Origin of the sequence: Mesorhizobium sp. B4-1-1, from assembly GCF_006439375.1 — a bacterium.
GTDB lineage: Bacteria > Pseudomonadota > Alphaproteobacteria > Rhizobiales > Rhizobiaceae > Mesorhizobium.
In genome coordinates this window covers 339945-361387 of sequence record NZ_VFTH01000002.1, presented here as the reverse complement: position 1 = coordinate 361387, position 21443 = coordinate 339945, and the positions used below count along the sequence as shown (strand labels likewise).

Here is a 21443-nt window from a genome sequence, read left to right as displayed (position 1 = left end):
GGTAGGGATCAATTTCGGAGATAAACTCATGTTGGCTAAGTATTTTCTGCCCGTTGCGCTGGCGGCCGGCACCTTGCTGCTGTCCGGAGCCGGCTCGCGGGCCATGCCGATGGTCAAACCAAGCGCTGCGTCGTTGCCGATCGAGACCGTAGGCTGGCGCTGCGGCCCCGGCTGGCACATGAACCACTGGCACAATTGCGTGCCGAACCACCGCGTCCGGCCGCTGCGCGCACGCCATTGGCACCCCCGCTTCTGGGCGCATCACCACTGGCATCCCGGCTATTGGGGCTGACGATCGGCTTCACCAGGTGAATGGACGCCCGCCCCGGAAACGGCGCGGGCGTTTTCGTTCAGGCGACGAGATCGCGCATCGGCTTCACCGCCGCAGACTCCGGAAATATCTTATCGCCAAGCACAGCGGCGGAAAGCCCGAACTGTTCGGCGAGCAGGCCCTTCAGCACTGCCCGCACATCGCTGGTCGGCGCGAGGTCGCGTTGCTCGTAGAGCTGGTTCGGCTTCAGCCCCGGCCAGTCGGCGATGACGCGGCCGCCCTTGATCGCACCGCCGGCGAGCAGCGCCACCGTGCCCGTGCCGTGGTCAGTTCCGACGGTGCCGTTGATGCGCGCGGTGCGGCCGAACTCGGTGATCGCGATGATTGCCGTGTCCTTCCACCGTTCGCCGAGCCCCGTCTCGAACTCCTCGAAGGCGCCGTCGAGGCCGCCGAGCAGATTGGCGAGCCGGCCGGTGGCGCCGCCTTCATTGACATGCGTGTCCCAGCCGTCGAAGGCGAGTGCTGCGATGCGCGGCCCGTCATCGGCAGCCATCAGCCTCGCCGCGCCTTGCGCCGACTGGCGCATGCCGGCGGCATTGCCGAGACCGCCTCTGGGTTTCATCGTCTTGGCCTCGAGCGCGTCGCCGATCGCCATCCGGTCGGCGTCGAGGCCTTTCTGAAGTGCGGCCGCCAGCACAGGATCGCGATGGTTGTAGAGGTCGAGTACGCGCTCCGCCAGCGCATCGCCGGGCGTCGGCAGGGCCTGCGGCGCCCAGCCGAGCACGGGTGCTGCGCCGCGGATCACCAGCGGCGTCGACGGTCCGACCGCGAGGCCGCCGAGTTTCGCCACGCGTTCGCCCGCGGGCAGGCTGGCCAATGCCCGGTTGAGCCAGCCGGTGGTCGCGTTGCCGGGACCGGGCAGGCCGCTTTCCAGGACGTCCTGGCCGTCGAAATGCGAGCGGTCGCGGTAGCCGGTCGCGGCCGCGTGCACCACCGCCGCCTGGCCTGCTTTGAACAGGCGCGCAAACACCGGCATTGCCGGGTTGACGGCGAAGAAATCGTCGAGCGGCGATGCCGGGTTGGCGCCTGAGAGCGAAAGCGCGATGTCGCCATGCAGGCCGGCATAGTCCGGATCGCCGACCGGCCCGACCGTCGACAGCCCGTCGAGCGCGCCGCGCAGCACGATGACAATCAGGCGCGGGTCGCGATTGTCGGCCGCTCGGGCAAAGCGCGGCAGGTAGGCCCAGGCGAACAGCGCGCCGCCGGTCGTCAAGACGCCACGGCGGGACAGGTTGGGAGTTTCGCAGAGAAGGCTCATGGGTTCATCTCCGTTGCTAGGTCACCGGCGCTGGAATTCCGGCGCCATCAACAGCAGCGCCAGGCCCTGCTGCCTGGACTCCGCCCGCGCAATCGCCTGTCGTGTCTCGGCCGAAACGGACGCACCGATCAGCGACGCCAGCGTCTCGTCGGGGTCGCCGATGTCGTCCGCCTGCTTCGCGGCCTGCCAGGCGATGTCCAGCCGCGTCTTGAGGCCCTCGGCGGAAGCCCACGCATCCGTCCGGTCGGGAAAGCCGTTCGGCCCCGGGGGCTGCCATAGCGGCCCGCCAAGCACGCTCAGCCAGCGAAGCGATCGTTGCAGTTCGTTGCCGGCGGTGGCGCCGACCGCTCGCCGCAGCGCGACGACATAGTCCAATGGCGAGCGCAGCTTCGTGAGCGGCGTCGACCAGGCTTCGGGCATGTCGACCAGCGTCAATGCGATCGAGCGCAGGTCGCCATCGGTCTTGGTGAAGACCGAGGCCAGGCGGGCGACAGCCGCCGGCGGCGGATCGTCCGCGATGAAATGGTGCGCAAGCTTGGTGGCGATGTGCCGCGCGGTGGCCGGATGGCGGGCAATGTCGTTGAGCGCCGCCTCCGCCTGGCCCATGCCGCCGTCGGGATAGGTCTTGCCGAGCAGCACGGCCTGGCCCGGCTGATGCGCATTGGCGTTGAAGACGAAGCTTCCCGGCTCTCCCAGCCGTCCCTCGCGTCCGGCCATCGTCCAGCCGGTCAGCATGCCGGCGAAGCTGGTGACGTCGGCTTGGGCATAGCCACTGCCGACGCCCAGCGTGTGCAATTCCAGAATTTCGCGGGCGAGGTTCTCGTTGAGGCCGCGTCCGCGTCGCTTGCCGGCTCGGGAATCGGGGCCAATGGACTGCTGGTTGTCGAGATAGAACAGCATGGCCGGGTGGTGCTCGACTGCCAAAAGCATGTCGGCGAAGCGGCCGAGCACGAAGGGGCGGATCGCTTCGCGTTCGAAGGCGCCGGCGCATGCCCGCACGACCGGCGCCTTGGCGACGGAGACGCAAAAATGGTTCGACCAGAAGCCGACCAGCCGTTCCACGAAACCGGGTGTCGCGGCGAGCGCCTTGTCGAAACGGGCCTGCGCTTCGTCGCGATAGATATCGGCCTCGACACGCGGCACCGCTGGTTTGGCTTTTGTCACGACCGGGCCGGCCGGGTCTTCCGCGGCTGTCGGCTGCATGGCGGCCGCTGCCCTCTCATCCCGCGCCGTCTTGCGTTCCATGGCCGCCGCCATGCTGGCCTGGATCGCCGCGGTGCTGTCCAGCAGCCCGGCATTCCTCGGATCGTCGGGGGGAATGAGCGCGATGTCTTGCTGCTTGAGCTCGGCCTTGAGGTAGCCGCGTGGATCGACGGCGACCTTGCAGAGGTCGTCGCTTGGCTTTGCGCCGAGGCCGAACCGGTTGAGCGCGACCAGCGCCGGATTCGGCGAGACGGAATTTGAGACTGGTGCGGCCAATAAAGCCTCCGTTCCGAACCGACGCCTCGGCCGGCATGTTGCATGGATCGGGAAGGGCACTCACGGCGCCGGCCGCAGCACCGGCGTCATGAGCGGGCCGTCACCAGCGGCGCCAGTGGTGCCAGCGATGGTAGGGATGCCAGACCGGGCCGATATAGACCCGCGGTCCGCCCCAGTAATAATAGCCGGGATAGATCACGCGGTGATTGGGCACGCAGCGGCCCCAATGGTTGGGATGCCAGCCCGGACCGCAGCCCCAGGCGACATGCTCGATCACCGCCGGTGCGGCGACCGGTGCAATCGGCATCGCCGAGGCGGCGCTTGCGGCGACCGTCCCCCCGATGGCGAGCGCGGCGGCGATCGAATATTTCGTCAGACTGTTCATGGGATACTCCCGAAAGTTTCGAGGTTGAAGAGAACCTGCCGGCATCGAACGATGGCAGGCCTGTCCCTCTTTCCCTTGAACGGCGCGTGCTCGCCCTTTCCGTCGCTGCCTATGGCGATTTTTTTGCAGGCGCCAGCGGCTGCCTGCCGACGCGCCGCATCAGGGCGTCCGCCAGCAGCTGGCGATCTTCCGCCGATCCCGATGCGGCGAATTCGATGATGCGCTGCTCCAGCCGGGTGCGCATGGTGACATCGGCATTGCGCGCCCGCTCGAGTGCCGCCGCAAGCGCGTTGCTGTCGAGCGTCGGCTGCTGCAGAAGGTTCGCCGCCTCGCGCCGAGCGGCCTGTCCGTCGAGGATCACGTCGCGGGACTCGCGACGCACCTCGCGCAGCGCCTGGCGGAAGATCTTGCGGTCGGCGGCCGGCAGCCTGCCGCCCGCCGATTCCAGCGAAAAGCCTGGATTGGATTTGCCGATCAGCCAGCCGGCGCCGCCGGCCAGCGCGCCGATCAGAAAGACATTCAGCACCAGCGATGCCGCGACGAGACGGGGGCTCATAGGTCTTCCTCGTAAGGATCGGCGTCGAGGCCGGCGTCGCCGAACGACGTCGCGTTGGCGTCCATGACATAATGGTCGGGCTGCGTATCCGGGTTGACGATGGTCACCAGCGCCAGCCCGGCCACGGCGCCGGCCAGGCCGATGCCGGCAAGCCCGAAGCCCAGCCACCAGAACCGGCGGTGGCGGCCCTGCCTGACCTCGGTCGCGGCGCGGGCGACAACGGCGCGATGGAGCGCCGGGCCGGGTGCTTCGACGCGATGCCGGTCGAGCATGGCGTCGAGCCTGCCGGCGCGCGCCAGGATGGCTCGGCCCTCGTCGGTTCCGGCAAACAGCATCGCGGCGGCATGTTCGGCCGGCGGCCAGCGGTGCAATGCGCCGCCATAGGCATCCGCAAGCGCGGCGAAGCGCCCGGCATCCATCGGCCCGTTTGCGGTCTTCTCAGCCATCTCGTTCCCCCTTCCACCGTTTTGACGTGGCCCCCCACGCCGCAGTCCTCAAAATTCGCAGTCCCTTCGAAGTCTCAGTCATCGCCATCTCCCGCGAGCATGGCCTGCAGAGCGCGCCGGCCGCGCGCGAGCAGGCTTTCCAGCGCGTCGACGCTGACCTGCATGGCGCCGGCAGCCTCGATGTTGGACAGCTCCTGATAATACACCAGCACGATGGCTTCGCGCTGGCGCGGCGCGATGCGCTGCAGCGCCTGATTGACCCTGCGCTCCTCGTCGCCCGGCATTGCATCGGGAAGCGGCGCTTCATCGGCCACCTCCGGCAGCTCGTCCGTCGTCCATTCGCGCCGGCGCCGCAACTGGTCGTAGCAGAGATTGAGCGCGACGCGGTGGATCCAGGTGTCGAAGCGAGCCTGCCCCTGACGCCAGCCCGAGGCGTGGCGCCAGATGCGCACGAAGGTTTCCTGGGCGACGTCCTCCGCCTCCGCCGCGTCGCCGAGCATCCGGGCGGCCAGGGCCAGGATGCGCGGCAGCTTGCGCGCCACCATCGCCTGCACGGCGCCGGGGTCGCCGGCGCCGATGCGGCGTACCAGCTCCTCGTCCGGATCGGCGCCCATCAACCGGGGCGCTCGCGACTGTCATTGTGCGGCATAGCCTCTTGGTCATTGCTCCTGATTGGGAGCGGATTTGTGGCCCGGCCTCTCGTCGGCGCCAAGCACGCCGTCGCCGTTCTTGTCGAGCTTGGCGAAGCGCTTGGCGAGGAAGGCGTCGAGCTCGCCCTTATCGACGAAGCCGTCCTTGTTGGTGTCGATGCGCGCGAAGGATTTGGCCGGATCGCCCTTGGCCTTGCGGGCGGCCTGGAAAGCGGTCCATTCGGCGAGGCTGACCTTGCCGTCATTGTCCGTATCCGCGCGCATGAACGCCTTTTCCCGGCGCGCCTCGAACTTTTCCAGCGTCAGCCCGGATTTGATTTGGTCAGACTTGGTGGCCGGAGCCGAGGTGCTCGGCGCCGTCTGGACCGGGGCAGGGGTCGGCGTCGTTGTCTGGGCGACCGCCGCTGCGGTCTGCAAGCCAAGGGCAACGACAAATATCGTTTGGCGGATCATGCTCTCGTCTCCGGTTGGGCGCGGCCATTGGCGGCCACGCTTCAGCCGTTAAACGCGAGGCAAAGCAAAATCCGTCGGTCCTTTTTCGACCGGACAAAACGTCCCCGGGATCCGGCCCGGCCGGACCGAATCGTCCCTGAAGGACCGAAAGCGACGACTATCTCGGGTGGTCGACGGCCACCAGCTGGTCCGGCTTGAAGCCGGCATGCTGCGGGGTCCAGACGTCGCCTTCGCGGTTGAACCAGTGGCACAGATACGTGCCGGAGGCCGCGCCGTCGCTGATTGTCATTTCCGGGCCTCCGGATTTCAGCCTGACGACGTCTCCGGTCTTGAAACTGTTGGGCATTTCGACCTCCCATGCTGACAAGGCGAGTTTCCCACCAACAGCGATTCCCGACAATGGCCGAGATGCGCCGATGACGTGGTGCAGGCGGGAAGGCGTGGAAAACTGGTGCCGCTAGCGTGATCCGCGAGGCAGCACTGTCATATCAAGGCTTTTGAGCTCCACTGATTGGCTGCCTTCTCCGCCCGGGAGGACGATCATGGACCTTTCTTCCGACAATTTCGGCATGGGCGCACAGGTGGAAGCCCGGCTCGCTTTTTGTGGTTAGGATTTGAGGTCAGCAAGCCGGGCTATGCGCCGACCGATGGGCGGGGGGCTTGGGGTTATCAGCCGGCGCGATCGCGAGACTGTCCGATTTGCCTGCAGGCCCACAATCGACCGAGGTCCGTCCTGCCAAACGCATTGGTCCGAAAGGACCAAAGATATAGCCCCTTATTCCGTTGGGGCAGGTTGCCCGCCGGCGGTCTTTTGTTACCTGCCCATTGCCTATGGTTCATGGGCAGACCGCTCAAACGCTCGGCCTTCAGCAACAGTTTGGTTCTCGCGGAGAAGTTTTGGTGCCGCTTGCGTGACTCGAACACGCGACCCCATCATTACGAATGATGTGCTCTACCAACTGAGCTAAAGCGGCCCGGGAAGCGTCAGGCTTCCAGAATGGGCTGGGTGATAGACTCAACCGCTCGCTAATTCAAGATGGGCAGCGGTGAATTCCGGCCTCGTTGGCGGCAATTCCGATCTAGGGTTACCGCGCCACGGGCGCAGGCGCGCCCCGTGGCGCGTGCGGGCCGCACGTCCTTCGCACCTGGCTGGCCGGCGCGACCGTACCGGTGGTGACGAAAAATGTTGATTCTTAAACAAAAAATGCCGAAATGGCTTTGGCCGGCAAGGCAGCCGCTCGCCGTTGATCGATTGGTCGCCTGTGGCCGACGATCAGACAACCGTGAGCGAACGCGCAGAGGGAGCTCGCTTGGACCCAATCGAGAAAGCGATCCGCAATGCCTTCGAGAAAGGCAATGCCGAGGACCGGGCGTTCCGCGAGAAGGTCTATCGATCGGCCTTTGCCGCGCTCGACCGCGTCCTGCAGGCCAATCCGAACGTCACGGTCGAGGCCGCCATCAGCCGCCGCAAGGCGGTGCAAGCCAAGATCGCCGAGATCGAATCGGAATTCCTGCCGGCCGTGCCCGATGTGACGCTGCCGCCGGAAAACATCGCGTCGGCCGGCAATGGCGCGCCGGATCCCCGCGTCGAAGCGCCGGCCGTGTCGGCCGCGCCGTCGGTCGACGCGCCGCTGTCGCCGTCGCAATCCGCGCCCTCGCCCTCGATCACCGTCGACGGCCCGGTCCAGCCCGATGCTTCGGACCAGCCGCGCTCACGCGTGCTGCCGCGCGTGCCCGACATCATGCCGGACGAGACCGCACTTCCCGACGCGCCGTCGCTCGACGATTCGCCGGGCGCTCCCGTCGGCAACGGCGCTGAGGTCGCGCCCGACCGCGACGAGCGGCGCATCAGGGGGCGGCGCTTGCCGCTGACCGCGATCTTCGTCGTCGCGACGCTGCTCGCGGCCGCCGGCATCGGCCTCTATTTCGCCAAGCAGACCGGCGTCTTCAAGACGGCGGCAGAGCTCGACACCGGCCCGCCGGAACCGACGCCGACGCTGGACGACGAGGACTCCTCGCCGCCGGCCGAACCCGGCTCGCCGCAGAAGCCGGGCGAGGCCGACCAGTCGAAGAACTGGATCAACGTCTTCTCGCCGGCCGATCCGACCCGTGTCAGCACGCCGTCCGACGCCGCCGCCGAGGTGATGAAGGACGACACCGGCCAGTTCTTGCGCATCCGCTCGGGCGCGTCCGGTTCGGCCATTGCCTTCGATGTCGGCCAGGGCGTGCTGGAGAAGCTTGCCGGCAAACATGCCATGTTCGACATCGTCGCCCGCTCGGAAGAGGGCAAGGAGACGCAGATTTCGGTCGACTGCAATTTCGGCGACTTCGGCGATTGCGGCCGCAAACGCTACGCGGTCGGCCACGAGCGCAACGAATATCTGTTCGACGTGCAGTTCCCCGACAAACATCCGGGCGCCGCCGGCACCATCGCCGTCAACTCCGACTTCGACCAGAAGGGCAAGTCCGTCGATATCTACGAGATCCGCGTTTCGATCGCGGAGTGATCGCGCCGCTCTATCTGCCGGCGCCGGCGCGCCGGCGAGGGGGCGTCCCTAGCCGTCCAGCAGCGCCTGCAACGTTTCGATGCGATCGGCTTCCGCGGCCGGCTTGTCCCAGCGCAACCGCGAGATGCGGGGAAAGCGCATCGCGACGCCCGATTTGTGGCGGGTCGAGCGGTTGAGGCCTTCGAACGCCACCTCCAGCACTAGGCCGTTCCCGCGGTCGGCGCGCACCGAGCGCACCGGCCCGAAACGCTCGATCGTGTTGTCGCGCACATATTTGTCGATCTCTCTCAGCTCCTCGTCGGTGAATCCGAAATAGGCCTTGCCGACGGGGACCAGTTCTTCCGAACCCTCGGGGCCGGACCAGACACCGAACGTGTAGTCGGAATAAAAGCTCGAGCGCTTGCCGTGGCCGCGCTGAGCATACATCAGCACCGCGTCGATGGTGTGCGGATCGCGCTTCCACTTGAACCAGGGCCCTTTTGGCCGGCCGGCGAGGTAGGGCGAATCCCAGCGCTTCAGCATCACCCCTTCGATGATTGGATGCGGCGGCGCCTGGCGCAGGCGCTCCAGCGGCTCCCAGTCGGAGAACGCGACAAAGGGCGAGAGATCGAAGCGGCTGGGATCGAGCGTCCCGACGAAGGCCTCAAGGCGCTTGCGGCGCTCGCCGAAGGGCAGCGCGCGCAGATCCTGGCCATCGATCTGCAGCGCGTCGTAGCAGCGCATGAATGCCGGATATTGCTGCTGGATCTTTGGCGAGACGCTCTTGCGGTTCAGCCGTTGCTGCAGGTCGGAAAAGGTTCCAGTCGCCTCGCGCGGGTCGCCGACCAGCAGCTCGCCGTCCAGCGCCGCTTCGAAATTCATGGCCGCGGCGAGGTCCGGGAAGGCGCCGGACACGTCATCGCCGGTGCGCGAATAGAGCCTGCGGACGCCGCCTTCGCACACCGCCTGCACGCGGATGCCGTCCCACTTCCATTCCGCCGCATAATCGGCCGGATCGAGCTTTTCGAGGTCGTTGTCGCCAACGGCATTGGAAAGCATCACCGGCCGGAACAGCGCGAGCGCTGCGCTCCTCGGCTTTTCCGCCCGGCCCTCCAGCCAGGCGAACAGCTCGGTGTAGGGCGGCGCCAGACCGTGCCAGAGCTCCTCGATCTCGGCGACGTCGATCTTGCCGAGGTCGGCCAGCGCCTGCTTGGCGAGCCGCGCCGACACACCGATGCGCAGGCCGCCGGTGACTAGCTTGATGATGGCGAAGCGCGCCGAGATGCTGGCGTCGTCGAGCAGCCGCGCCAGCACCTTCGGCCCGTCGGAACGGCTCGCCGCCTGCAGCCTGCCGACCACCTCGGCAAGCGTCGGCACATGATTGGGGATATGCCCTTGCGGCTGCGGCCAGACCAGCGACACAGTCTCGGCGAGGTCGCCGACATAGTCGTAGGAGTAGCCGAACAGCACCGGGTCCATGCGCTCGACCACCAGCGCGCGCAGCATCGCCGGCTTCACCGCCGCGATCGAAAGATCACCCGTGATCGCCGCCAGCGCCAGCCCGCGATCGGGGTCCTCGACGCTGCGGAAATAATCGGTGAGCAGCGTCAACTTGCCGTTGCGCGACGGCGTCAGCACCAGACGGTCGAGGAGCTCGGCGAAGCGGTTCATGGGGATGTGCGCCCCGCCAATGGCGAAAGCCGGCGCGAGGCACCCCCCTCTGTCCTGCCGGACATCTCCCCCGCACGGGGGGAGATTGGCAGTTTCGGCCCTGCCGCACATCCTGCAATGTCGGAGATTGGCGAAAGTGGGCGTGACGTCTGATCTCCTCCCTTTAGGGGGAGATGTCCGGCAGGACAGAGGGGGGCGCCGTAGAGCGCGGCGGTGGCGATTTTCCTATGCGCGTACGCCATCAATCGCCCTCGTCCTCATATCCCACCAGATGCAGCGGCCGCGCGGCGATGCCCTCCATCTCGCACCAGCGCACCAGCGCCTCCTCGCGGCCATGCGTCACCCAGATTTCTTCCGCCCCCGTTTCCTTGATGGTGATGATCAGCTCGTCCCAGTCGGCATGGTCGGAAATGATCAGCGGCAGCTCGACGCCGCCCTGCTTGGCGCGCTGGCGGATGCGCATCCAGCCTGAGGCGAAGCAGGAGATCGGGTCCGGAAAACGCCGCGCCCAGCGGTCGGCGAAGGCCGATGGCGGGCCGACGACAATCGCGCCGGCGAAATCGGCCTTGCCGCTGCTTTCAACCGTCGCCGGCTCGAGCCGGCCAAGATCGATGCCCTGGCTTTGATAATATTCGCTGAGCTTGGCCAGCGCGCCGTGGATATAGATCGGCATGTCATAGCCGGCGTCGCGCAGCAGCCGCATCACGCGCTGCGCCTTGCCGAGCGCATAGGCGCCGATCAGATGCGAGCGCTCGGGAAACTGCGCCGCCGATTTGAGCACGCGCGCGATCTCCTCATGGTCGGGCGGATGCCGGAACACCGGCAGGCCGAAGGTCGCTTCGGTGATGAAGACATCGCAGCGGACAGGCTCGAACGGCAGGCAGGTCGCGTCCTTCTGCCGCTTGTAGTCGCCGGAGGCCACGATGCGCATGCTCCCATGCTCGACGCAGATCTGCGCCGAGCCCAGCACATGCCCGGCCGGATGGAAGGTGACGGCGACGCCGTTGATCTCGATCGTCTGACCGGGAGTTGCCGCTTGCGTCGTTCCGGCGAAATCCTCGCCATAGCGCAGTCCCATGATGTCGAGCGTCTCTTGCGTCGCAAGCACCGAGCGGTGCCCGGATCGCGCATGGTCGGAATGGCCGTGCGTGATCAGAGCCCGCTCGACGGGCCGCACCGGATCGATGAAGAAATCGCCGGGCGGGCAGTAGAGGCCCTCCGGCCGGGATTTGAGCAGGTCGCTGGCGCGCATGGCTTTGAACATAGTAGCTAAATTTGCCGCGGGAAGCCCGCTGCAAGAGACTGCTGACTCGTCCTGGATCGCAATCGCGTTTCGTTGAAACCCCATCACGATCCGGCTCTTTGTTTGAACATGACCTCTCTCCGAAAACCGGTTCCCACTTTTTGCTTCCTGACCTTCGGTTCGGGATCATGCTATGGAGCCGGCCGCCGGCCCGCCTCGCCGGTGGGATCCTTCACGAATGAAACCGCTCCAAGCCTCGTCGGGCGATTTGAACGCTGACCGTCGCGCGGATTTCGCCGAGATGCTTCTCGCTTCGGGCGAGTCTGCGCGGGCGGCGGAGCTTCTGCTTGGCGCGCTGGAGCTGGCGCCGCGCTGGGCCGCCGGCTGGTTTCGCCTCGGCGAGATGCAGGAAGCGGCCAGTCTGCCCGACCAGGCCGCGCAGGCCTGGGCCATGGCGCTGAAGCTGGAGCCCGCGGATCGCCTTGGCGCCGCGCTCAAGCTTCAGCTGATCGGCAAGGCGGCCGCCGCGGCGGCGCCGCCCAGCGCCTTTGTCGAGACCTTGTTCGACCACTACGCCGACAGTTTCGAGGAATCGCTTGTCGGGAAACTCGGCTACGGGCTGCCGGATTTTCTCGGGCACGCCATTGGCAAGGCAAGGCCCGGCCGGTTCCGGCTGGCCCTCGACCTTGGCTGCGGCACCGGCCTGATGGGCGAAAGGCTGCGCCCTTTCGTCGACCGGCTTGAGGGCTACGACATCTCGGCCGGCATGCTGAGGAAGGCGAGGGGCAAGGGCATCTACGACCTGCTGGCCAAGGCCGACCTTCAGCATTTCTCCCGCACCGGCGACAGAGCCGACCTCGTGGTCGCGGCCGACGTGTTCATCTATGTCGGCGCGCTCGACCGTATCGTCGGCGCGGTTGCGAACATGCTTGCCGATGGCGGCATATTCGCCTTTTCGCTCGAGACGCTTGTCGGCGGCGGCGATTTCGCCCTTTTGCCGTCAAGGCGTTATGCTCATTCCGAGGCCTATGCGCGGCGCGCGCTTTGTGCCAACGGGCTTGCGATCCTGTCGCTGGAAAGCATGATTATCCGGCACGACCGGCGTGACCCGGTCGAGGGCCTGGCCATCGTGGCTGGCTTCCCTGCTACAACTACCGAGGCGGGGAATCCGGCAACGGCATGAGGTCGACCTTGCTGCGAAAAAGCCTGAATGGCATGGTCCGGGTTGCGCGGGGCGGATACCATGAGGAGATATCCATGCGCTGGACCATGGTTGCATTGGCATCTTGCCTGACCGTTGCCGGCTGTGTCGGCGGCACATCGATGGCCGAGCGTCAGGACGAGGATGTCCAATCCTCATTGCAATATGACGATGTGCCTTGCGACCAATTGCTGGCGCAGCGCAATCAACTGGCGCGGCAGAACAATCTGCCCGTCACCGCCAAGCCGAGCTTTTCCAATCCGGCCATGGGCTTCGGCCCGTTCATACCTGACACGCGCTCCAAGGCGCGGCGCGACAGCAACAAGGCGAGCGGCGAGATCGACGCCATGAACCGCTCGATCGACCGCCGCGACTGCGGCAAGCCGAAGAAGAAGGAGACGCTCGGGCTGCCCGGCTCGAAGCCTTCCTGAGTATCCGATATTCGATATTCCGCTTTGCGATCGGTCGGGTCGTCGAGCTTTCGTGTCTGAAGGCCGCCATGAGTCTCTCGGATCTCGGCAATCGCATCTGCATGCTAGGACCGTCCAACAGCGGCAAGTCCACTCTTGTCAATGCGATCGCCCGCAAGCGCGGCCTGGATCGCCTGGATCAGCTCTTTGCTTCCGCGATCGGGTTTGTTTCCCAACTAATATCCGGCCTCTCTGTCGACCAGGTTGTCCAGCTTTTCGCCGCGCTCGAAGGCGGCCATCTGGCGAAGCATGATCGGCACCAGATGGGCCGGGTCCGAGGTCGCCGCCGCATGCGGCGTGACGAACACTTTCGGGTGGCTCCATAACGGGCTGGTCTTCGGCAGCGGCTCGACTTCGAACACGTCGAGGCTCGCTTCTTTCAGCGTGCCGTCGTCCAGCGCGCGCACGATGTCGGTGTCCTTCTGCAGGCGTCCGCGCCCGGCATTGATCAGCACGGCGCCGCCAAGCCCGTTGCGCCGGCGCAGTTCCTTGAGCAGCCCGTAATTGACGATGCCCTGGGTTTGCGGCGTGAGCGGCAACAGCACGACGAGGATGTCGGTAGCATTGAGGAACGGGATCAGCCCCGCTTCCCCCGAATAGGTCGAAACGCCCTTCGTCGGATGCTCGCTGCGCGACCAGCCATTGACGGCGAAACCGAGCGAAAGCAGCACCGATGCCGCGGCGCGGCCGAGATGGCCGAGGCCCATGATGCCGACGGAGATGTCGCCGGCCGGCCGTTGCGGCGGCTCGTGCCAGGTCTTCTTCGCCTGTTGGCTGCGGTAGAGCATGCTCTGGCGGTGATGGTCGAGCACCCGCCACACCACATATTCGGTCATGTATTGGGTGAGATTGTCGGCGACGATCCTGACGATCGGCACGTCGGGCAGGCCGGGATCGGCAAAGATGTGGTCGACGCCGGCGCCGATCGAAAAGATGACGCGCAGATTGGGCAGCGACTTGAGAAGGTTGGGCTTCTGCTTCCACACCACCGCATAGGCGATCGACGGATCGTTCGGACCGTCCGGTTCCAGCACGACCTCGCGCTCGGCGGCTAGCAGCTCATGCCAGCGCTGCGGGTGAAAGCCGGTGAGGGCAAGCAGAACTTTGCCTTTTTCCATTTTCGGATGTTTCCCTGTTGTCCCGGTGCCGGTCCGATTACTCGCTGACCACGCCGGTCGGTGCCGTCTCGATCTTGAAGGCCGCCGCCATCAGCGCCCGCGTATAGTCGGTTTGCGGGCTGCTGAAAATCTGCGCGGAAGGTCCCGCCTCGACGATCTGGCCATTGCGCATGACGATGACGTCATTGGCAAGTGCGCGGACCACCTTGAGGTCGTGGCTGATGAAGAGATAGGCGAGATTGTGCTTGGCCTGAAGGCCGCGCAGAAGGTCGACCACTTGCGCCTGCACGCTCATGTCGAGCGCCGAGGTCGGCTCGTCGAGCATGACGAAGCGCGGGTTGAGCACCATGGCGCGGGCGATGGCGACGCGCTGGCGCTGGCCTCCGGAAAACTCGTGCGGGTAGCGGTGGCGCGTCTCGGGATCGAGGCCGACCTCCTTCAACACGGCGACCACCTTGTCGTCGCGCTGGTCGGCCGAAAGCTTCGGCTCGTGGATCTTCAACCCTTCCTCGATGATCTCCGAGACCGACAGGCGCGGGCTGAGCGATCCGAACGGATCCTGGAAGACGATCTGCAGTTCGCGCCGCAGCGGCCGCATGGCGCTGAAGGAGAGCTGGTTGATGTCGCGTCCATTGAAATTGATCGTGCCGGTCGAGGAGATCATCCGAGCGAGCGCCAGCCCGAGCGTCGTCTTGCCCGAGCCGGATTCGCCGACGACACCAAGCGTCTGGCCGGCGCGCACCGTGACGTCGATGCCGTCCACGGCCTTCACATGGTCGACGGTCTTGCGGAAGAAACCCTTCTTGATCGGGAACCAGACCTTGATGTCCCTGCCGGTCATGACGGATTTGGCGCCCGGGTCGGCCGCGGGCGGCTTGCCCTTCGGCTCAGCCGCCAGCAGATGCTTTGTATAGTCATGGCGCGGATTGGCGAAGATTTCCCCGGTCGGGCCGCTCTCGACGATCTTGCCCTTGGTCATGACGCAGACGCGGTCGGCGATCCTGCGCACGATGCCGAGATCGTGCGTGATGAACAGGAGCGACATGCCCTTGCGGGCTTTGAGCTTCGCCAGCAATTCGAGGATCTGCGCCTGCACGGTGACGTCGAGCGCCGTCGTCGGTTCGTCGGCGATCAAAAGCTGCGGCTCGTTGGCCAAGGCCATGGCGATCATGACGCGCTGGCGCTGGCCGCCGGAGAGCTGGTGCGGATAGGCGTCGAGGCGTTTCTGCGGATCGCGGATGCCGACCTCGTTGAGCAGCTCCAGCGTGCGGGCACGGGCAGCTTGATCGCGCATGCCCTGATGCAACTGCAGCACCTCGACGATCTGCTGCTCGATCGTATGCAGCGGGTTGAGCGAGGTCATCGGCTCCTGGAAGATCATGGTGATCTTGTTGCCGCGCACGCCGCGCAACGCCTTCTCGTTCATGGCAAGCAGGTCGGCGCCGCTGAACAGGATCTTGCCCGAGGGATGGCTGGCGGCGGGATAGGGCAGGAGCTTCAGCACCGACAGCGCCGAGACCGATTTGCCCGACCCGGATTCGCCGACCAAGGCAACCGTCTCGCCCTTGGCGATGTCGAATGAGATATGGTCGACGGCGATCGATTGCTTGCCGCCCTGCGCGAAGGCGACGCTCAGATCTTGGACGGACAGCAGGGCTTCGCTCATTTGAACGTCTTGCGCGGATCGAAGGCGTCGCGCGTCGCCTCACCGATGAAGACCAGCAGCGACAGCATGAGCGAAATCACGATGAACCCGGAGATGCCGAGCCAGGGGGCGTTGAGGTTGCGCTGCGCCTGTTTCAGCAGTTCGCCGAGCGAGGCCGAGCCGGGCGGCAGGCCGAAGCCGAGATAGTCGAGCGAGGTCAGCGTCGAGATGGAGCCCGAGAGCAGGAAGGGCAGGAAGGTCAGCGTCGCCACCATGGCGTTCGGCAACAGGTGCCGGAACATGATGGTGAGGTTCGGCACGCCCAGCGCCCGCGCCGCGTTGACATATTCGAAATTGCGGGCGCGCAGGAATTCGGCCCGCACCACGCCGACCAGCGCCACCCAGGAGAACAGCAGCATCAGGCTGAGCAGGATGAAGAAGCCGGGCGGCAGGATCGCCGAGACGATCAGCAGGAGGTAGAGCACCGGGATCGCCGACCAGATTTCGATGAAACGCTGGAAGAGAAGGTCGGTCCAACCGCCGAAATAACCTTGCACCGCGCCGGCCGCGACGCCGATCAGCGACGAGCCGAGCGTCAGGATCAGGCCGAACAGAACCGAGATGCGGAAGCCGTAGAGCACGCGCGCCAGCACGTCGCGCGCCTGGTCGTCCGTGCCCAGCCAGTTCCAGTTGCCGACGACGCAGTTCTCGTCGGCCTCTCCCTTCGGGTACTGACTGCAACGCTTGCTCTTGTCGTAAAGCCAGGACGGCTTTGCCGGTGCCGGTTCCGGAATGGCGTTGTTGACCGTCTGATAGGAATAGCGAACCGGTGGCCAGATCATCCAGCCATTGGAGTTGATCTCGTCCTGGATCACCGGATCGCGATAGTCGGTGACGGCGTAGAAACCGCCGAACTTCTCTTCCGGATAAGCGACCAGAACCGGAAACAGAATCTCGCCCTTGTATGAGACGATGATCGGCTTGTCGTTGGCGATCAGCTCGGAAAACAGCGACAGCACGAACAGCAAAAGGAAGATCCAGAGCGACCAGTAGCCGCGCCGGTTGGCCTTGAAATTCTGCAACCGCCTCTGGTTGAGCGGCGACAGAAATGGCCTGCGAGGCCGCGCCGGCGCGCTTTCGATCGCGGCCTCGGCCATCAGATGTCTCTCCGCTCGAAGTCGATGCGCGGATCGACCCAGGTGTAGATCAGGTCTGACAAAAGTCCGACGAACAGGCCAAGCAGCGAGAAGATGTAGAGGGTGGCGAACACCACCGGATAGTCGCGGTCGATCACCGACTTGAAGCCGAGCAGCCCGAGGCCGTCGAGCGAGAAGATGTTCTCGATCAGCAGCGAGCCGGTGAAGAAGGCCGAGATGAAGGCGCCGGGAAAGCCGGCAATCACGATCAGCATGGCGTTTCGGAAGACATGGCCGTAGAGCACCTTGTGCTCCGACAGCCCCTTGGCGCGCGCCGTCACCACATATTGCTTGCGGATTTCTTCAAGGAAGGAGTTCTTGGTGAGAAGGGTGGTCGTCGCGAAAGCCGAAAGCACGAGCGCCGTCAGCGGCAGCGTCATGTGCCAGAAATAGTCGGCGATCTTGCCGGGCCAGGACAGCTGGTCCCAATTGTCCGAAACGATACCGCGCAGCGGAAACCAGTCCCAGAACGAGCCGCCTGCGAACAGCACCATGAGCATGATGCCGAACAGGAAGCCGGGAATGGCATAGCCGACGATGACGACGCCGCTGGTCCATACGTCGAAGGTCGAGCCGTCCTTCACCGCCTTGCGGATACCGAGCGGGATCGAGATCAGGTAGGATAAAAGCGTGATCCACAGGCCGATGGAGATGGAGACGGGCATCTTCTCCAGGATCAGGTCCAGCACCGAGATATCGCGGAAATAGCTGTCGCCGAAATCGAAGCGGCTATAGTTCCACAGCATCATGCCGAAGCGCTCGAGCGGCGGCTTGTCGAAGCCGAACTGCTTTTCCAGCTTTTTGATGAATTCGGGATCGAGCCCCTGCGCGCCGCGATATTTCGAGCCGACATCGCCGGCAACGTCGAAATTGCCGCCGCCACCGGCGTCGCCGCCACCGCTGCCGAGGCGATCGTTGCTGCCCTGGTTGGTCAGCCGGGCAATCACCTGCTCGACCGGGCCGCCCGGCGCGAACTGGATGACCGCGAAGGAGATCGCCATGATGCCGAACAGCGTCGGGATCATGAGAAGAATGCGGCGCAGGATATAGGCGCCCATCAGGCGACGGGTCCCGCGCGAACAGTGATGTCAGGCTTTGCCAATCTTTGCCGCCTTGCCCTTGTCGACCCACCACAGCGCCTCGACCGGAAAGCCGAAATCGGGTTTCTGCTCGGGGAACCCGAACATGTCCCAATAGGCGCTTCGGTGATTCGCCAGATACCAACTTGGAATCCAATCGCGCCGCGCGCGCAAGGCCCGGTCCAAGGCGCGCATGGCGGTGGTCAGGCCTTCACGGTCCTTGGCGGCGCCGACGGCATCGATCAGCGCGTCGACTGCAGGGCTTGCAATGCCCGACAGGTTGCGCGAGCCCGATACGGCGGCGCTGCGCGAGTGGAAGAAGATCTCCAGATCGTCGCGGGTCGGCGTGGCGCTGAAATTGAAGGCCGCCGACAGCAGGTCGAAATCGAATGTCGATTGCCTGAGCTGGTACTGTGCCGAATCCACCAGGCGGATCGAGGCATCGATGCCGATGGCTTTCATGTTGGCGACCCAGGGCGAATAGACCTGCACGAAGGTCTCGTCATCGACCAGGAATTCGGCGGAGAGCCGCCCGCCCTTGTCGTTGACCGCGAAATCGCCGGAGCGTTTCCAGCCGGCCTCGGCGAGCAGCTTCAGCGCCGCGCTCAGTTGCTTGCGGTCCCGCCCTGAACCGTCCGGCGGTGGCTGTGTCACGGCCTCGCCGAAGGTCTCCGGCGGCAACCGGTCGCGCAGCGGCTCCAGCAGCGCCAGCTCCTGCGGCGTTGGCATACCCGAGGCCCGGAAGTCGGATTTCTCGAAGCAGGATTGCGAGCGCTCGTAGGAACCATAGAAGAAGTTGCGCCGCGTCCATTCGAAATCGAAGCAGAGCGCGATCGCCTGCCGCACGCGCGGGTCCTTGAATTGCTCCCGCCGCTGGTTGACCGCGGTGGCCTGCATGGAAGGCGTGGTTTCGGCGGGGAACTCATGCTTGATCACCTTGCCGGCGGTGAAGGCCGGAAAGTCATAGGCCGTCGCCCAGACGCGCGACGTGAATTCCTCGCGGTAGAGGATCTCGCCCTTCTTGAAGGCCTCGAACCCGGCCGCGCGATCCTGGTAGAATTCGATGCGGATGCGCCCGAAATTGTTCTGGCCGCGATTGACCGGCAGGTCGTTGCCCCAGTAATCGGCCACGCGCTCGTATTCGATCCAGGCGCCTGCCGACCACCGTCCGACCTTGTAGGCGCTGGAGCCGAGCGGCGGATTGAGCTGCGAGGAATCGAACGGGTTGGCCGTGAAGAAGGCCTTCGAAAGGATCGGGAACCCGACCACGTTGAGGATAGTGCGGGCCGACTGCTTGCCGGAGAATTTGAGCTCGACCGTATGGGTGTCCTTCGCCACCGCGTCATCCAGATGCGTCAGCGACAGCGCGTAGTCCGGATGCCCTTTGTCTTTCAGCAACTTGAAGGTGAAGGCGACATCGTCGGCGGTGAGCGGCGTGCCGTCATGGAAGCGCGCCTGCGGGCGCAGCGAGAAGGTGAAGCCGTTGCGGTCGTCCGAAATGGTGACGCTCTCGGCGATCAGCCCATAGACCGCGTCCGGCTCGTCGAGCGCCCGCACCATCAGCGAATCGAAGCACATCTCCATGCGCTGCGGAGAATCGCCCTTGGCGACGAATGAGTTCAGCGTGTTGAAAGTCTGCGGGCTCTGGTTGGCGCCCCAGTTCGGCGGCGAGAAATTGAAGATGCCGCCTTGCGGCGCATCGACATCGACATAGTCGAAACGGGTGAAATCGGGCTTGTATTTGAGGTCGCCGAAGGCCGACAGGCCGTGCAGCTTGACACCGGCCGGGGTGTCGGCAAAGGCCCGGCCAGGCAGCAATGCGGCGGCCGTCGCCGCCGCGCCAAGCGCCAGGAAGTCGCGACGAGGAAGCAAACTCCGCCGCCCCATCAATTGAGGCCCTTGTACTTGGCGGCCAGCGCCTTTTCCTTCTCGGGGTCGATCCACCAGGAATCGATATCGGCGCCGAGATATGCCGGCTGCTTTTCCGGCATGCCGAACTTGTTCCAATAAGCATACCAGACTGCCGAGCGATGGTACTGCGGCAGAACATAGAAGTTCCACAAAAGCACGCGGTCAAGGGCGTGGGTGGCGGCGACAAGGTCGGCGCGGTCGCTGGCAAAAACGATCCGATCGATCAGGGCGTCGACGACCGGGTCCTTAATGCCCATCAGGTTACGCGAGCCTGGAGCTTCTGCTGCCTTCGAACTCCAGAATTCGCGTTGCTCGTTGCCGGGCGATTCAGATTGCTGAAGCACCGTCGTTACCATGTCGAAGTCGAAGTGATTGATCCGGTTGATGTACTGGGTCTGGTCGATGATGCGTAGGGTCGCGTCGATCCCTATCTTGCGCAGGTTAGCGATGTAAGGGCTGGAGATGACTTGGTCGGTGTCGTTCGAACCGAGTATCTCGAACTTAAGCGGCTCGCCGGTCTTGGTGTTGATCATTTTGCCGCCCTTGATCTGCCAGCCGGCCTGAGCAAGGAGATCAACGGCCCGCTTAAGATATTTCCGCTCCGCTTGCGGTGTGTCATAGACAGGTAGCTTGAACTCCTGAGTGAACAATTCGGGCGGCAGCTTGTCGCGATATTTTTCCAGGATCTCCAGCTCCTTGCCTTGCGGCAGCCCGCTCGACGCCAGTTCGGTGCCTTGGAAATAGCTCGACGTTCTGGTGTTGAAGCCAAAAAACAGCGTCCTGTTCATCGTCTCGAAATCGAAGGGCTGGGTCAGCGCCTCGCGCACCCGACGATCTTGGAAAAGTGCTCGCCGCTGGTTGAACACGAAGCCCTGCATGGGCTGCGCATGTTCGCTTTCGAAGGTCTTCTTGATCACGTCGCCGCCCTTGAAGGCCGGAAAGTCATAAGCGGTTGCCCATTTGCGCGAACTCATCTCGCGGTGGATGTCGTCGAGCCCGCCCTTGGTGAAGGCCTGCCAGGCGGCGTTGTCGTCGAGGATGTAGGTAAAGCGCTGGGTATCGAAATTCTCGCGCCCGATCTTCACCGGCAGCTTCGCGCCCCAATAATCGGGCACGCGCTGCCAGACGATCTCCGAGCCTGGCTTGAAGCTGGCGATCTTGTAGGCCGCGGAGCCCAGCGGCGGCTCCAGCGTTGGCTTGGTGATGTCGCGCTTCTTGCCGCTGGCGTCGGTGCCCTCCCACCAGTGCTTCGGTAGGACGACGAGATCGCCGAGGATCTTAGGCAACTCGCGATTGCCCTTCTGGTTGAAATGGAATTCGACCTCGCGGTCCGAGATCGCGACGGCCTCGGTCACGTTCTCGAAATAGCGATTGTATCTCGGGCTGTTGGCTTTGAGCACCTGGAATGACCAGACCACGTCGTCGACGGTGATCGGCTGGCCGTCATGCCATTTAGCGCGCGGATCGAGCCGGTAGGTGGCCGACGAAAAATCGGCAGGGTACTTAAAGGCGTCGGCGATCAGCGGGTGACTGACGCTGCCTTCGTCGGTAGCCTGATCCATCAGCGTGTCGTAGAGCAGGCCGCCGCCAAACTCGGCGAAGCCGCCTGCAGGCGATCCTTGCACGATGTATGGGTTGAAGCTGTCAAACGTGCCGACGGCGACGGCGTTATACGTTCCGCCCTTCGGCGCATCCGGATTGACGTAGTCGTAATGCTGGAAATTCTCGCCGTATTTTGAAGATCCGATCAGCGACGACGTCGTACGCCACTCGTCGGCGAAGCCGGCCTGCAGGCTGGCGGCGAAGGCGAGCGCGAACGCCGATGCGAAAAGCGTGCGGAAGCGTCCAACCTTCATGCGTTCTCC

At 64.9% G+C, this 21443-nt stretch carries 20 protein-coding genes, 1 tRNA gene and 1 pseudogene; 5 read left to right on the top strand and 17 right to left on the bottom strand.

Annotated elements, in window-relative coordinates:
* The first annotated feature begins 28 nt into the window (after nucleotides 1–28).
* Nucleotides 29–292 (top strand): hypothetical protein, encoded by a 264-nt coding sequence (locus FJW10_RS04460; protein ID WP_140898686.1) that lies wholly within the window; start codon nucleotides 29–31, stop codon nucleotides 290–292.
* Nucleotides 293–350: 58 nt separating this feature from the next.
* Here FJW10_RS04460 and FJW10_RS04455 read toward each other — a convergent pair whose 3' ends face one another.
* From FJW10_RS04455 to FJW10_RS04415, 9 genes are all read right to left on the bottom strand, one after another.
* Nucleotides 351–1589 carry a DUF1501 domain-containing protein gene (locus FJW10_RS04455; RefSeq protein ID WP_140898684.1) on the bottom strand — a complete coding sequence of 413 codons (1239 nt, stop codon included), beginning with the start codon at nucleotides 1587–1589 and terminating at the stop codon, nucleotides 351–353.
* A gap of 21 nt (nucleotides 1590–1610) precedes the next feature.
* Nucleotides 1611–3068, bottom strand: a complete 1458-nt coding sequence (locus FJW10_RS04450) for a DUF1800 family protein (protein ID WP_140898682.1) — start codon at nucleotides 3066–3068, stop codon at nucleotides 1611–1613.
* A 100-nt stretch (nucleotides 3069–3168) separates the two neighbouring features.
* Nucleotides 3169–3453 (bottom strand): hypothetical protein, encoded by a 285-nt coding sequence (locus FJW10_RS04445; protein ID WP_140898680.1) that lies wholly within the window; start codon nucleotides 3451–3453, stop codon nucleotides 3169–3171.
* 109 nt (nucleotides 3454–3562) lie between these two features.
* Nucleotides 3563–4009 (bottom strand): periplasmic heavy metal sensor, encoded by a 447-nt coding sequence (locus FJW10_RS04440; RefSeq protein WP_140898678.1) that lies wholly within the window; start codon nucleotides 4007–4009, stop codon nucleotides 3563–3565.
* Nucleotides 4006–4455 (bottom strand): hypothetical protein, encoded by a 450-nt coding sequence (locus FJW10_RS04435; RefSeq protein ID WP_140898676.1) that lies wholly within the window; start codon nucleotides 4453–4455, stop codon nucleotides 4006–4008. The genes FJW10_RS04440 and FJW10_RS04435 overlap by 4 nt, the downstream gene beginning before the upstream one ends.
* 74 nt (nucleotides 4456–4529) lie before the next feature.
* Complete coding sequence (locus FJW10_RS04430; protein ID WP_140898674.1) at nucleotides 4530–5069, bottom strand: RNA polymerase sigma factor; 540 nt, start codon at nucleotides 5067–5069, stop codon at nucleotides 4530–4532.
* Between the two features lie 45 nt (nucleotides 5070–5114).
* On the bottom strand, nucleotides 5115–5558 hold the full coding sequence (locus FJW10_RS04425; RefSeq protein ID WP_140898672.1) for an acid-shock protein: 444 nt from the start codon (nucleotides 5556–5558) through the stop codon (nucleotides 5115–5117).
* Nucleotides 5559–5715: 157 nt separating this feature from the next.
* On the bottom strand, nucleotides 5716–5904 hold the full coding sequence (locus FJW10_RS04420) for a DUF2158 domain-containing protein (protein WP_140648157.1): 189 nt from the start codon (nucleotides 5902–5904) through the stop codon (nucleotides 5716–5718).
* Between the two features lie 552 nt (nucleotides 5905–6456).
* Nucleotides 6457–6532, bottom strand: a tRNA-Thr gene (locus FJW10_RS04415).
* A 336-nt stretch (nucleotides 6533–6868) separates the two neighbouring features.
* Between FJW10_RS04415 and FJW10_RS04410 the strand changes: the two genes are divergently transcribed.
* Nucleotides 6869–8065 (top strand): hypothetical protein, encoded by a 1197-nt coding sequence (locus FJW10_RS04410; RefSeq protein WP_140898671.1) that lies wholly within the window; start codon nucleotides 6869–6871, stop codon nucleotides 8063–8065.
* A gap of 48 nt (nucleotides 8066–8113) precedes the next feature.
* On the opposite strand, the gene FJW10_RS04405 is transcribed toward FJW10_RS04410, so the two are convergent.
* On the bottom strand, nucleotides 8114–9715 hold the full coding sequence (locus FJW10_RS04405; RefSeq protein WP_140898669.1) for a cisplatin damage response ATP-dependent DNA ligase: 1602 nt from the start codon (nucleotides 9713–9715) through the stop codon (nucleotides 8114–8116).
* A 241-nt stretch (nucleotides 9716–9956) separates the two neighbouring features.
* Entirely contained in the window at nucleotides 9957–10967 is a 1011-nt protein-coding gene (locus tag FJW10_RS04395) for a ligase-associated DNA damage response exonuclease (RefSeq protein WP_140898793.1), read from the bottom strand.
* 229 nt (nucleotides 10968–11196) lie between these two features.
* On the opposite strand from FJW10_RS04395, the gene FJW10_RS04390 reads away from it, so the two are divergent.
* From FJW10_RS04390 to FJW10_RS30705, 3 genes and pseudogenes are all read left to right on the top strand, one after another.
* Complete coding sequence (locus FJW10_RS04390; RefSeq protein WP_140898668.1) at nucleotides 11197–12141, top strand: methyltransferase domain-containing protein; 945 nt, start codon at nucleotides 11197–11199, stop codon at nucleotides 12139–12141.
* 74 nt (nucleotides 12142–12215) lie between these two features.
* A complete protein-coding gene (locus FJW10_RS04385) occupies nucleotides 12216–12590 on the top strand; it encodes a hypothetical protein (RefSeq protein WP_140833743.1) in 375 nt (124 codons plus the stop codon).
* A 68-nt stretch (nucleotides 12591–12658) separates the two neighbouring features.
* Nucleotides 12659–12760: pseudogene (locus FJW10_RS30705) on the top strand (GTPase); the annotation flags it as partial.
* Nucleotides 12761–12805: 45 nt separating this feature from the next.
* Here FJW10_RS30705 and FJW10_RS04375 read toward each other — a convergent pair.
* The 6 genes from FJW10_RS04375 to FJW10_RS04350 are packed head-to-tail and all read right to left on the bottom strand — an operon-like array spanning nucleotide 12806 to nucleotide 21434.
* A complete protein-coding gene (locus FJW10_RS04375; RefSeq protein ID WP_140898667.1) occupies nucleotides 12806–13747 on the bottom strand; it encodes a glyoxylate/hydroxypyruvate reductase A in 942 nt (313 codons plus the stop codon).
* A 37-nt stretch (nucleotides 13748–13784) separates the two neighbouring features.
* Nucleotides 13785–15413: an ABC transporter ATP-binding protein gene (locus FJW10_RS04370; RefSeq protein WP_140898665.1), complete on the bottom strand. Its 1629-nt coding sequence runs from the start codon at nucleotides 15411–15413 to the stop codon at nucleotides 13785–13787.
* Nucleotides 15410–16549, bottom strand: a complete 1140-nt coding sequence (locus tag FJW10_RS04365; RefSeq protein ID WP_140898663.1) for an ABC transporter permease — start codon at nucleotides 16547–16549, stop codon at nucleotides 15410–15412. The genes FJW10_RS04370 and FJW10_RS04365 overlap by 4 nt, the downstream gene beginning before the upstream one ends.
* Nucleotides 16549–17646 carry a microcin C ABC transporter permease YejB gene (locus tag FJW10_RS04360; protein WP_140898662.1) on the bottom strand — a complete coding sequence of 366 codons (1098 nt, stop codon included), beginning with the start codon at nucleotides 17644–17646 and terminating at the stop codon, nucleotides 16549–16551. The genes FJW10_RS04365 and FJW10_RS04360 overlap by 1 nt, the downstream gene beginning before the upstream one ends.
* Before the next feature lie 30 nt (nucleotides 17647–17676).
* Entirely contained in the window at nucleotides 17677–19554 is a 1878-nt protein-coding gene (locus FJW10_RS04355; protein ID WP_140898660.1) for an extracellular solute-binding protein, read from the bottom strand.
* Complete coding sequence (locus FJW10_RS04350) at nucleotides 19554–21434, bottom strand: extracellular solute-binding protein (protein ID WP_140898658.1); 1881 nt, start codon at nucleotides 21432–21434, stop codon at nucleotides 19554–19556. Before FJW10_RS04350 ends, FJW10_RS04355 begins: the two co-directional genes overlap by 1 nt.
* Nucleotides 21435–21443 lie beyond the last annotated feature (9 nt).

What these genes read in the sequence shown, in the direction of transcription:
- FJW10_RS04460 (WP_140898686.1), top strand. Translation starts at nt 29, where the DNA reads ATGTTGGCTAAGTATTTTCTGCCCGTTGCGCTGGCGGCCGGCACCTTG.
- FJW10_RS04455 (WP_140898684.1), bottom strand. Translation starts at nt 1,589, where the DNA reads ATGAGCCTTCTCTGCGAAACTCCCAACCTGTCCCGCCGTGGCGTCTTG.
- FJW10_RS04445 (WP_140898680.1), bottom strand. Translation starts at nt 3,453, where the DNA reads ATGAACAGTCTGACGAAATATTCGATCGCCGCCGCGCTCGCCATCGGG.
- FJW10_RS04440 (WP_140898678.1), bottom strand. Translation starts at nt 4,009, where the DNA reads ATGAGCCCCCGTCTCGTCGCGGCATCGCTGGTGCTGAATGTCTTTCTG.
- FJW10_RS04435 (WP_140898676.1), bottom strand. Translation starts at nt 4,455, where the DNA reads ATGGCTGAGAAGACCGCAAACGGGCCGATGGATGCCGGGCGCTTCGCC.
- FJW10_RS04430 (WP_140898674.1), bottom strand. Translation starts at nt 5,069, where the DNA reads ATGGGCGCCGATCCGGACGAGGAGCTGGTACGCCGCATCGGCGCCGGC.
- FJW10_RS04425 (WP_140898672.1), bottom strand. Translation starts at nt 5,558, where the DNA reads ATGATCCGCCAAACGATATTTGTCGTTGCCCTTGGCTTGCAGACCGCA.
- FJW10_RS04420 (WP_140648157.1), bottom strand. Translation starts at nt 5,904, where the DNA reads ATGCCCAACAGTTTCAAGACCGGAGACGTCGTCAGGCTGAAATCCGGA.
- FJW10_RS04405 (WP_140898669.1), bottom strand. Translation starts at nt 9,715, where the DNA reads ATGAACCGCTTCGCCGAGCTCCTCGACCGTCTGGTGCTGACGCCGTCG.
- FJW10_RS04395 (WP_140898793.1), bottom strand. Translation starts at nt 10,967, where the DNA reads ATGCGCGCCAGCGACCTGCTCAAATCCCGGCCGGAGGGCCTCTACTGC.
- FJW10_RS04390 (WP_140898668.1), top strand. Translation starts at nt 11,197, where the DNA reads ATGAAACCGCTCCAAGCCTCGTCGGGCGATTTGAACGCTGACCGTCGC.
- FJW10_RS04385 (WP_140833743.1), top strand. Translation starts at nt 12,216, where the DNA reads ATGCGCTGGACCATGGTTGCATTGGCATCTTGCCTGACCGTTGCCGGC.
- FJW10_RS04375 (WP_140898667.1), bottom strand. Translation starts at nt 13,747, where the DNA reads ATGGAAAAAGGCAAAGTTCTGCTTGCCCTCACCGGCTTTCACCCGCAG.
- FJW10_RS04370 (WP_140898665.1), bottom strand. Translation starts at nt 15,413, where the DNA reads ATGAGCGAAGCCCTGCTGTCCGTCCAAGATCTGAGCGTCGCCTTCGCG.
- FJW10_RS04365 (WP_140898663.1), bottom strand. Translation starts at nt 16,549, where the DNA reads ATGGCCGAGGCCGCGATCGAAAGCGCGCCGGCGCGGCCTCGCAGGCCA.
- FJW10_RS04360 (WP_140898662.1), bottom strand. Translation starts at nt 17,646, where the DNA reads ATGGGCGCCTATATCCTGCGCCGCATTCTTCTCATGATCCCGACGCTG.
- FJW10_RS04355 (WP_140898660.1), bottom strand. Translation starts at nt 19,554, where the DNA reads ATGGGGCGGCGGAGTTTGCTTCCTCGTCGCGACTTCCTGGCGCTTGGC.
- FJW10_RS04350 (WP_140898658.1), bottom strand. Translation starts at nt 21,434, where the DNA reads ATGAAGGTTGGACGCTTCCGCACGCTTTTCGCATCGGCGTTCGCGCTC.